Below are 12,929 nucleotides of genomic sequence, written 5' to 3'. Positions count from 1 at the left end.
TTTCGGTTGATCATGCACTCTCTCTCAAAGTTTTTTTTATCACTAACTCTCGCATTAACAAGCGCACCTACTCTGGCAGCGAACTTTCCTCTCACTGTCAAAAATTGCGGTAATTCAGAAACCTTCAACCAGCCCCCTTCCCGGGAGGTGACGATTGGTCAACATGAAACAGAACTTCTGCTTGCACTGGGGCTGGGCAGCAAAATTGTTGGAACCTCTGTCTGGTTCGGCGCTTTGCCGTCTGATTTAGCAGCAGCAGGAAAAGGACTCACACGTCTCGCCGACAATTCTCCAGGGTTTGAAGCCGTGGCGGCACAACGACCGAATTTGGTGTTGGCCCAATACAGTTGGCATGTGGGTCCACAAGGCGAAGTCGCTACGCGCAAGCAGTTTGAGCAACTCGGCATCAACACCTGGATTTCACCCGCAGATTGCGAAGGGAAAGCAGTGACCGCCACCTCAAACGGCGACGGTGCGCGAGTCACGCCTTACTCAATCAACGTTATCTTTGATGAGATTACTGAGCTCGCCGCTATCTTTGATGTTCCCACTCGCGGTGATGAACTCAAGAAGACCCTATCTGCGCGTGTTGAAGAGGCGCAGAAACGCGCCGCGCTGCAAGGCGCTCATCCTCTCAAAGTGGTTTACTGGTTTTCCAGTACGCGCCTGAAGGGCGACCCATGGATTGCCGGTAATCTGGGCGCACCGGGCTGGATCAGCAAGACGCTAGGGCTGAAAAATATCTCGGATTCATCAGAAGAGTGGCCTGCCGTGAGCTGGGAGCATATCGCGCAATCCCAGCCTGACATTATCGTGATCGCCAGTATGGACCGAAGGTTATACCCGGCTGATGACGTCGCCGTTAAGCAAGCTTTTCTGGCCAGCGATCCCGTGACCCGTGAAATGACAGCGGTCAAGCAAGGTCATATTGTCGTGGTTCCTGCCATGTCTCTGAATCCTTCCCTGCGAAATGTGGATGCCGTCGAATTGATTAGCCAACAGATCGCCGCGTTTAAATAAGATGAGAACGGCAAACTTTATAAGAGTCGCGCTTATTTTTATGGCAGGGCTGCTGAGCCTGCCTGTCATGATGGTTTTTTCGGCTTCCATCGGTGATATGCCCATCTCATTGACCGATACCACACGCGCTATCACCAATGGGTTAGGCATTACTCACTACGATTTGCCACCTGTTGAAGCGGGCATCGTGTGGCAATACCGCATGAGCCGGGCTTTGATGGCGGCATGCAGTGGCGGTGGATTGGCAATATGTGGGCTGGTGTTGCAATCTTTACTCAGAAATCCACTGGCGGAGCCTTATCTGCTGGGGATTTCCGCCGGTGCATCCACAGGTGCGGTTGTCGTGATGTTATTGGGCGTTGGCAGTAGCGTGGTCAGCGTGGGCGGGGGTGCCTTTACAGGAGCCTGCTTGGCTTTTGCCTTCATCCTGCTCCTTTCACGCGGGATGGGCGGCAACACAGGGCGCATTATTCTGGCCGGCATTGCCGGTACACAACTGTTTAATGCGCTCACCTCTTACATTGTCAGCACGGCGGCGAACGCTGAGCAATCCCGTGGCGTGATGTTTTGGTTGTTGGGAAGCTTAAGCGGTGTGCGTTGGGCTGATGCCATACTGTGCTCCGTGGTCATTCTTGCTGGCCTGTTAGTGATCATGCGTTATGCACGCACGCTAGACACCTTCTCCTTTGGTAGTGAAGTTTCAGCAACACTGGGTACACAGGTGACGGCAGTGCGTATCGTGTTGCTGTTGATCACCGCGTTGATAACCGCAGTGATTGTCAGTTCCATTGGTGCAGTGGGTTTTGTTGGCTTAGTGATCCCTCATGTGACCCGCATGCTTGCCGGTCATCGCCATCTTGTCACCCTTCCCATCGCATTTCTGGCTGGCTGCCATTTCATGATCATCGCTGACCTGATTTCCAGAACGCTGATCGCACATCAGGTTTTGCCTGTTGGCGTGGTGACGGCGTTGATCGGTGCGCCCGCTTTCGCCTTCATTCTTTACCAAAGAGGAGTCCCTCAACGGTGACGATTTCAGTCCATGACCTCAGTGTGCAACTGCAAGCTCGTCGTATCCTTACGGCGATCACGTTACACGCACCACAGTCTAAAACCGTGGGTTTACTTGGGCCTAACGGTTCCGGCAAATCCACACTGCTTCGTGCGCTTGCTGGGCTGATCCCTGGTGCTGAGGCGCATATCCACATCGGTAAAGAAAAGCTTAGCCACCTTTCGCGTCTTCAATTAGCACGCAAGCTGGCTTTTGTTCCTCAACACGCTGAGGCCGATGATGAATTAACCGTGATAGATATTGTTCGCTTGGGCCGCACGCCGCATCGCCGCGCATTCACTTTCTGGACGGCAGAGGATAATGCGGCAGTTCAGGAAGCCGTGGCACTGATGCAGCTCGAAAAGCTGGTCGATCGCTGTTGGCATCAGTTGTCTGGCGGCGAACGGCAGCGCTGCCAAATTGCACGCGCGCTAGCGCAAAGACCGGATGTGTTACTGCTGGATGAGCCGGTGAATCATCTGGACATTCAGTTTCAGCTGGAATTAATGCGCCTGGTTTCATCGCTTCCGATTACCATCGTCATCGCTCTGCATGACCTTAACCTGGCGGCAAAATACTGCCAGCATCTGGTGGTACTCAGCGAGGGGCAGGTTGTGGCGGCAGGAACACCTGCCGACGTGTTGACACCAGAGCGTATTAGCGCGACATGGCGGGTGAAGGCGCATATCAATACTTCCGAAGTCGGCGTATTGAACATTCAATATGTTTGAATGCCGAGGAGGAGTGATGTGATGCCCTTACAACGGTGAAACCAAACCGATTCCTTCGCTAATCTAAACAAGAATTGGTTTACTCATAACGTTAAGCGACCGTGAATAGCAAATACATGTCAGTTAAGCATAGGGGGATAACGCAGTCTGGTGCCGCTCTGGGGCTGGCTGTCCTCGCGCCGCTGACGCGGTACCTTCACTTCACTCGTCAGCCTGACGGACCGGTGCAGACGGGACTTTCCCTGTCCCGGCTGCACCTTTCGCCAGCATCCATGCTGGCTCTCCTGGCTTCCTCATTCCGTTCAGCGCTGCGAAATGCCATCCCCAGAGCGGCCCCAGCCTGCTCGCTAACATCTGTTTACGCTGTTGGAAAGGGCTCGATGGTGAAGACTTTAGCGCTTTTACTGCCACAAAGGGCACATTGTCTGAGGCCACAGCGCCTCTGATGCTGCAAGGGCTATTCGCAGCGCTGAGGCGGAGACGTCGTGCCAGGAGCCAGGCGCAGGGATGCGACAGGCAGTTCGGGTAGGCCATGGATGGCCGTACCCGAACGTTCCGACCGGCACGACGTTGCAGCCGAGGGCACCGCGAAGCGGCGCGAGGACGGCCCGGCAGCAGCAGAGGTGCTGTGGCCCGCACAAACACACGCACAAAAAAATAAGGCCGCCATTGTAAGAAAATAGCAGCCTTATACGCACAAGAACTTAACTAACAGCCTTTACCGTTAAGAGGGCATTTTTTACTATTGCCAGTGCTGCATCAAACTGCGCATCAGGAATGGTCAGTGGATAGAGGAATCGAATCACATTGCCATGAGGTCCGCACGTCAACAACAGTAAGCCTTCTGCCAGTGCCTGTTTCTGCACGGCTTGAGCCGCTGCCGCAGAAGGTGCACCGGTGGCGGGATCACTGAATTCGGCTGCAATCATCGACCCTACACCGCGAATGTCGCTCAATGACGCGCAGGTTTCTACCGCATTTCCCAGCACCGCACGCAGTTTATCGCCGAGTTGTACCGCACGTTCACACAGCTTTTCTTCATTGATGGCATCAATGACTGCATGGGCCGCCGCAATAGACAAAGGGTTACCAGCATAGGTTCCGCCCAAGCCTCCCGGCAACGGGCTGTCCATGATCGCGGCTTTACCCGCGACCGCTGAAAGCGGCATGCCACCTGCCAGGCTCTTTGCCATGGTCATCAAATCAGCCTGATGAGCGTAATGCTGCATGGCAAACAGCTTACCGGTGCGCGCAAAACCACTCTGCACTTCATCCGCAATCAGTACGATGCCGTGTTGATCGCAAAGCGCACGCAGCGCGGCAACGAATTCGGCGGGTGCCACATTGAAACCGCCCTCACCCTGCACCGGCTCAAAAATAATCGCGGCAACCTGCTGCGGTTCGATATCGCATTGGAACAGCGACTCTAATGAGCGGATGCTGTCCTGCACGCTGATGCCACGTGCCTCTGAAGGATAAACGGCATGGAACACCGAACCTGGGAATGGACCAAAGCCGACTTTATAAGGCTTCACTTTACCGGTTAGCGCCATGGTCATATAAGTCCGCCCATGGAAACCGCCACCGAAAGCAATCACGCCCGGACGTCCGGTATGACAACGAGCAATTTTAATCGCGTTCTCCACGGCTTCTGCACCCGTAGAGAAGAATGCTGTTTTGGTCTCACCTTCAATTGGGGTCAATTCATTGATTTTTTCCGCCAGGCCAACATAACTCTCGTAGGGCACAATCTGATAGGCCGTATGGGTAAAGTGCGTCAGCTGTTTTTCTATCGCTTGCACCACTTTAGGGTGGCGATGTCCCGTATTCAGTACTGCAATACCCGCTGCAAAATCGATGTATTCAGCACCCTCAACATCGGTAATAGTGGCGTTGTCAGCCTGCTGGGCATAGAAATCACACATTACGCCCACGCCACGCGGCGTCGCATTTTTACGGCGTTGATTAAAATCAGCGTTCTTCATGGTTCAAACCTTCTCTTCAAACGATAGGGTGCCTGCCTGAATTATTCAGGCATGGATTCAAACGTTAAAAATCACTTTAATTGTTCGTCGAGTTTCTTCGAGTCGTAATAATCACCTTGATAGGTGATTTTGCCCTCTTTCACTTTTATATAAGAAACACCGTGAAATTTAATCGGTTTGTTGGTTGCCGGACTTCCCGCCCACTCGCCGCTGTTAATGCCCGAGAATACCCATTCAAAAGCCACAATATCGTGGTTATAAACGGGTTTGCCGACCATCTGCCATTTCAAGTCAGGGACACCATCAATAAAGGCTTTAATGACATTTTTTTCCGCATCGCTGTTGCCTTTTACCGGTGTGCCTACTGCTGCGTCATAATAGGTCACATCTTTTGCCAGATAGGTGCCAGCCTGATGAGCATTATGTTGATTCCATGCGCTCATATAATGCTGCACCACTTCCAGTGGCGTTTCGCTGGCAAAGCAGCTGGAAGAAACAAACAGTGCTACGACCATTGCCATCTTTTTCATGATTAATACCCGCTCTTAAGATAAGTCACTCATGACGTGTTTAATGCGTGTGTATTCTTCTAATGAATACGCAGAAAGATCTTTTCCATAACCAGACTTTTTAAATCCGCCATGCGGCATTTCTGCGCAAAGGGGAATATGGTTATTAATCCAGACGGTACCGAAATCGAGATCACGGCTAAAGAGCTGTGCACGACGGTGATCGCGTGTCCATACGCTGGCAGCCAGACCGTATTCCACGTCATTGGCCATTGATAGCGCCTCACTTTCTGACGCGAAAGTTTGAATGGTCATCACCGGCCCAAATACCTCGTGTTGGACGGCTTCATCACTCTGCTTCAAGCCCGAAATAATCGTCGGCTCAAAGTAGAAACCCGGCCCACTACCCGCTTTACCACCTGTTTCGATGCGGGCGTGCGCTGGGAGACGGGCAATAAAGCCTTTGACTTGCTCCAGCTGATTCTGACTATTCAACGCGCCATAAAAGGCGTCTTGATCGTCTGGCTGACCAAAACGAAGGCTGCGCGCTTCACTGACTAATTTGTCGAGGAAGCCAGGATAATGTTCTTCCTCAACCAAAATCCGCGTTGCCGCAGTGCAATCCTGACCCGCATTAAAGAAACCTGCGGCACAGATGGTTTTCACTGCTTTATCGATATCGGCATCACCAAACACGATTACCGGCGCTTTACCTCCCAGTTCCAGATGGGCTTTGGTGAGATTGGCTGCTGCCGACGCCGCGACTTGCAAACCAGCGCGCACGGAACCCGTGATCGACACCAGCGAGGCAGCGGTGTGTGACACCACCAGCGAGCCACTTTCGGCTTTACCCAGCACCACATTAATGGCGCCTGCCGGGAAAAATGGCGCAGCCAACTCAGCCAGCAGTAAGGTGCTCAACGGTGTGGTATCACTGGGTTTTAACACCACGGTGTTTCCCGCCGCCAGTGCTGGGGCAATCTTCCACACCGCCATCATGAACGGATAGTTCCAAGGTGTGACCTGACCGACGATGCCCAACGGTTCGCGGCGAAGGGTCGAATTAAAACCCGCCATATACTCACCGGAAGCCTTGCCTTCCTGACAGCGCGCTGCACCGGCAAAGAAGCGAATGGCATCACAGGAAGCCGCAATCTCCTCCTGACGGATGAAGTGTTTCAGCTGACCGGTCTCTTCACTCTGGATATCGACGATGCGATCGCAGTGCTGCTCGATCGCATCGGCCAAGTGCAATAACGCGCGCTGACGTTCACTCGGCGTACTCTGTTTCCAGCTTTTAAACGCGACTTTGGCGGCGGCATAGGCCGCGTTGACATCCTCTTCATTAGCAAGGGGAGATAATGCATAGACTTCACCGCTCACCGGGCTGACCAGTTCGAACGTCTCACTGCCTGAGCCCTCACAGAAGGCCCCATTGATAAAGTGTTTTATCTTACGCATGCCACAGGCTCCTTTAATCATATAACATATTAGGTTTTATCATTATAATCACAAATCAGGCAACGTTTCTTTCACATTAATTTGATTGCACTCGCATATTTGCCCGTTCACCAATCCACAAGAGGCTGTTTCGGTAGTAGATTGTTTAAGCTGCTGATTGCGTTACTTTTCAGCCAATCGCGCCGCGACCAGATAAGGCAACTCATTGTTTCCAATGTGGATGTTTTATGTTATGAATGTGCATCCTGCCTCCCCAACACGAATAAGAAATCACGAGGACTATGATTACTCATGCTGTGATTTTTTCCCCTATTGGGCAGTCCAGTCGTTCCGATCAAATCGTGCAGCGACTGGCCAACGCGATAGTTTCAGGATTACTTGAAGCCAATGAGCAACTGCCGAATGAAGCGGATTTGGCCCGGATGATGGGCGTCTCACACATCACGATTCGCGAAGCGCTGAATACCCTGCGTGCCAACGGTTTGGTTTATACCGTGCGTGGCCGTAACGGTGGCAGTTTTGTCGCCAATAGCATTGATAAACAGGCATCGTCGCAACATCCGTTCAATTTGATCAGCACCGAATATCTGTCTGATCTCGGTGAATGGCACTGCGCGATTTTCTGTCATGCCGCGAAATTAGCGGCCACGCGCATGACGTCCAATGACATCGCCACACTGACGCAATTTGTCGATACTTTGGAGCACGCCACCAGCGCGGAAATGCGCAGCCAGGCAGATATGCGCTGTTTATTGACGATTGCGGCAAACTCGCAGTCAGCGAGAATTGCCAGTCAGGAACTGATTATTCAATCTGAATGGGCGTCACTGGTCACACTTTTATATAAGTCAGATGCGGCTCATCACACTACTGTCGATATTTATCGCAAGTTATTGACCGCATTTCGTGGTCATGATGAACTGGCTGCGGTTAATCTGGCGAGTGCGTTAATTAATGAATTAACGTCAAAGTTAATTGAATATAAAATAAGCTTTAAAGAGATTCTGTGAGGAGAGAACAGTGAGCGATGTCAGTCACCACGCGCGGATCGTCAATACGTTAGAAGAGCTATTCGCTGCAGTAACCCTCTCAACCAAAGCGCTCTCTAATCACGTCAACCACCAGCTCGCCACGCTTCCCGTGGCGGGCATCGCTGCTGACAAACAGCGTGAAAGCAGCCTGCGAAAAAGCCTCTACCCGTCGATTGAAAAAGTCCTGCTGGAGAGCCAGTTCTGTTCAGGTGCAGGATTTGCCAGCCATCTGGCCACTGAGAATCTCGCTCAGCCTTACTGGTTTTTGGAGTGGTGGTTTAAAAACCCGAAGAGCCATCAACAGTCTTGCTTAGATCTTGATCAAGCCACGCAGCAACGACTGGATTTCAGCACCTTTGAGTGGTTTAAAAATACGCCAGACGCGGAAGATGTTTATTTACACGGTCCTTATGTTGATTATGTCTGCACCTCGGCTTATACCATTACTGCAGCATCACCCGTAGTGATTGCAGGAAATATGGTAGGTGTCGCGGCTGTGGATATATTAGTGAGCCGCATTGAGGAAGCGCTGCTGCCTATTGTTAAGCAATTAAGCAGCAAAGTGATCATGACTAACAGTGATAATCGCGTAATATTCTCCAGCCACCTGCAATACCGCACTGGGTCACTGGTGAATATTGATGTGCCCTATCAAACGACGCAAAACGGTTTTTGTAAAATCTATTTCTTGTAAAAACCTGCCGCACGTCGCGGCAGGTTTTTCATCAAAACGAAATCATTTTTCCCGGTGCCAGTTTGGCACTGATGCCGAGCAAGGTTTTCGCTAACGGAATCGCCACAGGTGCCAGTTTTCGTCCGATCATCAACGGCGTATGTTTTATTGCCGTGAGCATCGAAAAATCACTGTTGGCGTTGACGATATCATCACGAATCGCTTTGCCAATGCGGACCGTCTGCGCAATACCATGCCCACTCCAGCCATGTACCGAGTAGATTTTGCCGTTCTTGCCGCCTTTACGACAATCCGTGGCACCGTTTAGCGTTAAATCCGTCGTACCGCTCCAGGCGAAATCCAGCTGAAGCGCGTCATGTTCGGGAAACACGGCGCGTAAGCGTGAGGTGAGGTAATCCACGGTGCGCGTGTCATCCCAGCGCATGCCCGTGCCTTGCCCACCAAATAGCAGTCGCTCATTACGCACTGGGCGGTAATAGTCGATCTGCAATTGAGTGTCATACACCGGTTTCCCCGTCGGCAGCAGAGTTTTAGTGCCACCGGCCACTGGCGAGGTCACCCCCACATAGGTATAAAACGGGATAGTGGTCGCGTTGTTTTCGTTGAGCAGAGTATGGGTCGCATCATGTACCGCGATCACCACGCCCTTGGTGGCGGTAATCACGCCCGCTGCGGTGTGAACGCGCGTCACGTTTCCCACCTCCTCAATCCGCATCACTTCACTCTGTTCATGGACCTGACCGCCATTCATCACAAAGCCGTAAATCAGGCCGCGATTAAGCGCCAGCGAATGAATCTGCCCGCCGAGATCGTCAAGCACGCCGCCGTAATACGCGTCCGATTTAATATGCTCATGCAGCTCGTAGCCGCCTAACACCGTGACGTTATCGTCACCGAGGAAGCGACGGGCATCCGCGGCCTGCACCAGGGCATTCATGTGGCCGGGATGAATCGCGGCGGTGATGTGTCCGCGTTGGCGATCCAAATCAAGGTGGTAGCGGCTCGCGATATCATCAATCAGCGACATGGCTTCGGTTGAAGTGAAATGCCACAGGCGTTTAGCTTCATCCAGGCTGAGATTATCCAGCATTGACTCCGCTTCCCAGCGTGCCAGTCCCGGCGTAAGTTGCCCGCCGTTGCGTCCTGATGCGCCCGAACCGATGGCGTTTTTCTCCAGTAATACCGTTTCAAGACCGGACTCAGCCAAATGGAGCGCCGTGGAAGCCCCCAGTAACCCGCCGCCAATGACTACGAATTCACACACTTTTTCACCATCCAATGGTGGAAAGGTTGTCCAGGGTGCAAGCGTCGACTCGTAGTAATTGGCCGGATTTCCCGGATCGATATTCTCGGTTTCGTCACATTGTCTGACCCAGTTCCAGTCACCATCAATGGCGGTGTGACTCGGTCGCGTAAATTTTGCATCGCGCATTAATACCGGCTTAATTAAATCGGGCTGTCTGTTCATCTATTAGTCTCGGTTCGTTAATCGCACCACAGGAAGATTCACTGTGAGTTTTATTGTTGGCTTTACTCGGAAATCATCACTTCACGCTGGGTTACACTGCAGTAAATAATCCAGCTAATGCCTATCACCGCCCAAATGGATCCCAGCATAAAGGCATCATGATCGAGATTGACCCACATCATTGCCACACACGCCAGGCCGCACAGCGGCAGTACCAGATTTTTAAACAGATCACTGAGGGTCGTGATTTGTTTATCGACAAAAACAAACTTCACTATGACGGAGAGATTGACCGCGCTAAAAGCCACCAGCGCACCGAAACTGATGAGCGAAACAGCGGTATCTAAATTAAAAAAGATTGCGCTGAGTGAAATAAATCCGGTGAGCAAGACGCAATAAAGCGGATTGTGCGTTTGAGGATGGATATAACCCAAAACTGGTGCCGTAACCGGATTGTTTTTCCCCATGATATGCAGCAATCGTGCTGCGCTGGCATGAGAGGCCAAGGCTGAAGCAACGGTATTCAGCAAGATGCCAATCAGGAATAGCGTTTGGAAGAAGCGACCACCAACGTATAAAACGATTTCAGGCATCGCCTCCATCGGATTTTTAAACATGGCGTTATTGGGATAATAAAGTTGAATAAACCACGCGGCGAGGAAGAAAATAGCTCCACCACTCAGTGCGGTATAAAACACCGCTTTGGGGATAACACTTTCCGGTTTGTCGGTTTCATCAGAGAGTGTGGTGACGGCATCAAAGCCAAGGAAAGAGAAGCACAGTACCGCCGCACCGCTGATCAGCGGCAGGATGCTGGCATTGCCATTAAACAGTGGGGTCACCGTGAGCACACGTCCACTGCCATAGGCGGTGTCGAGATCCTTGACCACCAGATAGACAAACACCCCCATCAGAATCACCGGCATGCCGACAAACAGAAAATTCACATTGGCCAGAATTTTAATGTTGCAGCAGTTGATATAAGTAATCAGGGTGGTGAAAGCGAGAATCGAAATCCACGGTGGAATCTCGGGCAACAACGTTTGTAGATAGATGCCGGCCAACAGTGAGTTAATCATCGGCAGGAAAATATAGTCTAACAGCGATGACCACCCCACCATAAAGCCAATATTATTGCCGCAAACATTCTTAGCATAAGTATAAGCTGAGCCAGCGCACGGGTGTAATTTCACCATGCGTCCATAACTGAGCGCAGTAAATAACACCGCTGCCAGCGCCAATAAATAAGCTAATGGCACACGACCTTCGGTTAATTTAGAGACGATACCGAAAGTATCAAATACCGTCATCGGCGTCATATAGGCAATACCGATAATGATCACTTGCCAGATGGAAAGATTTGTCTTTTTTCTTGAATTCAGGCTCATAGCAATTCCCATTCAATATGTCAGACACGCCGTTCTCTTCGCATGGCACCGGCGATGAATTGAAGTTTGGATTAAAGTCGGAAGGGGGGTGAGGCTACCCTCACCCACTAGGATTATTCTTTGACGGCACTCAAATCATAATGCTGCTCATTGCTCTTCTGGCTGAAAGGTCTGGCGATAAACATATACAGCGCACCCGACCCCACCACAATAAACAGACCGATCAACACAATCCATTTGTCGACGAAGCTTCCTTCACCTGGCTGCACCAGTAAATAGATGCCGCTCAGACCATAAATCAGCGCCAGAATATTCACCCAGATGCCCCAGCGGCCAATGCTCCATTCGCCTTGCGGTTTCCAGCCTTGCAGACGCTTGCGTAATGCGGCCAGCACCACCATCTGGAAGGAGATATAGATGCCCACTACCGCGAAAGCAGTAATACGCGCCAGGTTATCAGGCTGGTAATAAACCCAGATGCAAATCAACAGCGGCAAAGCACAACTGACAATCATGGCGTTATCCGGCACGTCATGCTTGGAGATCTTCGCCATCCAGCGACTGCCCGGCAGCATTTTGTCACGTGAGAAAGAGAACAACAGCCTGCTCAGCGCCGCTTGTAGCGAGAGAATGCACGAGAGCATCGCAATCACCGCCACCACGATGAAGACATTCTCCCCCATCGGCCCCAGCGCATTATTCAGAATCTCGGGAATCGGGTTCTGAATTTTGCCTGACACAATATCGTGCAGATTGGGATAGGACAGCAGATAGCCCAACACAGAAATCACTGCCGAAATCGCACCGAATACGATACTTAAAATCATGGCGACCGGGATTTTACGGCTCGGGTTTTGCACTTCCTCCGCCACGTTGCCACAGGCTTCAAAGCCAAAGAACATAAATAGCCCCAGCAGCGATGCCGACATAAAGGCACCCGTATAGCCACCGCTGGCACTCACGCCCATTGAATCAAAGATCACGCTAATCGGCTGCATGCGATGGAACAGCAATAAATAGATACCGAGAGCGATAACGCTGACGATTTCACACCAGAAACCAATACGCGCTACACGTGCCAGATTTTTGGTGCCGGACAGATTGATAGCCATCATCATTAACAGCAGCACCACCGACGTCATCAGCAGATTAATGGCGGTTTGTTCATAACCGAGCAAGGAAGCGACAAAGGTTGAGCTGTATTCGGCAATGGATGTGATGGTCACCACCAGTGCCCAGAGATACACCCATGCGGCAATCCAGGCATATTTTTTACCCCACAGTATGCGCGACCACGGATATAAGCCGCCGGTAATCGGGTATTGCGACGCGACTTCACCAAACACCATCGCCACCAGTAATTGCCCGCCCGCAGCAATCAAGATCCACCAGATAGAGGGCGGACCGGCCAGGGTCATCGCTAAGGCAAACAGGGAATATACGGCGGTGAGGGGGGATAAATAGGTAAAGCCCAGCGAGAAGTTAGACATCAAACCGATCGATCGTTTGAATTTTCGCTCTTCATGCTCGGCTGTACTGCGGGTATTTCCTGACGGGATAGTACTCATCAACGCCTCCAGAACCTTGACTG

At 51.5% G+C, this 12,929-nt stretch carries 11 protein-coding genes; 5 read left to right on the top strand and 6 right to left on the bottom strand.

Annotation, left to right across the window (positions count from 1 at the left end; genetic code table 11):
* Positions 1-147 precede the first annotated feature (147 nt).
* From HA51_RS23830 to HA51_RS23820, 3 genes are read left to right on the top strand one after another with little or no spacing between them, the layout of a single operon-like run.
* The gene (locus HA51_RS23830) at positions 148-1,020 is read left to right on the top strand and encodes an ABC transporter substrate-binding protein (protein WP_483874367.1); all 873 of its coding nucleotides are present in this window, start codon (positions 148-150) and stop codon (positions 1,018-1,020) included.
* 1 nt (position 1,021) lies between these two features.
* Complete coding sequence (locus tag HA51_RS23825) at positions 1,022-2,050, top strand: FecCD family ABC transporter permease (protein ID WP_084937640.1); 1,029 nt, start codon at positions 1,022-1,024, stop codon at positions 2,048-2,050.
* Positions 2,047-2,802: an ABC transporter ATP-binding protein gene (locus HA51_RS23820; protein WP_084937638.1), complete on the top strand. Its 756-nt coding sequence runs from the start codon at positions 2,047-2,049 to the stop codon at positions 2,800-2,802. Before HA51_RS23825 ends, HA51_RS23820 begins: the two co-directional genes overlap by 4 nt.
* A gap of 704 nt (positions 2,803-3,506) precedes the next feature.
* Here the strand turns inward: HA51_RS23820 and puuE are convergent.
* The 3 genes from puuE to HA51_RS23800 form a co-directional block, all read right to left on the bottom strand.
* Complete coding sequence (puuE, locus tag HA51_RS23810; protein ID WP_084937636.1) at positions 3,507-4,787, bottom strand: 4-aminobutyrate transaminase; 1,281 nt, start codon at positions 4,785-4,787, stop codon at positions 3,507-3,509.
* A gap of 71 nt (positions 4,788-4,858) precedes the next feature.
* Complete coding sequence (locus HA51_RS23805) at positions 4,859-5,317, bottom strand: ester cyclase (protein ID WP_084937630.1); 459 nt, start codon at positions 5,315-5,317, stop codon at positions 4,859-4,861.
* 15 nt (positions 5,318-5,332) lie between these two features.
* Complete coding sequence (locus HA51_RS23800) at positions 5,333-6,757, bottom strand: gamma-aminobutyraldehyde dehydrogenase (protein WP_084937628.1); 1,425 nt, start codon at positions 6,755-6,757, stop codon at positions 5,333-5,335.
* A gap of 281 nt (positions 6,758-7,038) precedes the next feature.
* On the opposite strand from HA51_RS23800, the gene HA51_RS23795 reads away from it, so the two are divergent.
* Positions 7,039-7,767 carry a FadR/GntR family transcriptional regulator gene (locus tag HA51_RS23795; RefSeq protein ID WP_084937625.1) on the top strand — a complete coding sequence of 243 codons (729 nt, stop codon included), beginning with the start codon at positions 7,039-7,041 and terminating at the stop codon, positions 7,765-7,767.
* Between the two features lie 10 nt (positions 7,768-7,777).
* A complete protein-coding gene (locus HA51_RS23790; protein WP_084937622.1) occupies positions 7,778-8,482 on the top strand; it encodes a PDC sensor domain-containing protein in 705 nt (234 codons plus the stop codon).
* Positions 8,483-8,513: 31 nt separating this feature from the next.
* On the opposite strand, the gene HA51_RS23785 is transcribed toward HA51_RS23790, so the two are convergent.
* The 3 genes from HA51_RS23785 to HA51_RS23775 form a co-directional block, all read right to left on the bottom strand.
* Positions 8,514-9,950: an NAD(P)/FAD-dependent oxidoreductase gene (locus HA51_RS23785; protein ID WP_084937619.1), complete on the bottom strand. Its 1,437-nt coding sequence runs from the start codon at positions 9,948-9,950 to the stop codon at positions 8,514-8,516.
* Positions 9,951-10,012: 62 nt separating this feature from the next.
* Positions 10,013-11,338: an APC family permease gene (locus HA51_RS23780; RefSeq protein ID WP_139810728.1), complete on the bottom strand. Its 1,326-nt coding sequence runs from the start codon at positions 11,336-11,338 to the stop codon at positions 10,013-10,015.
* A 113-nt stretch (positions 11,339-11,451) separates the two neighbouring features.
* Positions 11,452-12,906: an APC family permease gene (locus tag HA51_RS23775; RefSeq protein WP_084937614.1), complete on the bottom strand. Its 1,455-nt coding sequence runs from the start codon at positions 12,904-12,906 to the stop codon at positions 11,452-11,454.
* Positions 12,907-12,929 lie beyond the last annotated feature (23 nt).

Source organism: Pantoea rwandensis (assembly GCF_002095475.1).
Lineage (GTDB): Bacteria > Pseudomonadota > Gammaproteobacteria > Enterobacterales > Enterobacteriaceae > Pantoea > Pantoea rwandensis.
The sequence above is the reverse complement of the archived record's forward strand: the minus strand, read 5'-3'. Positions and strand labels throughout refer to the sequence as shown.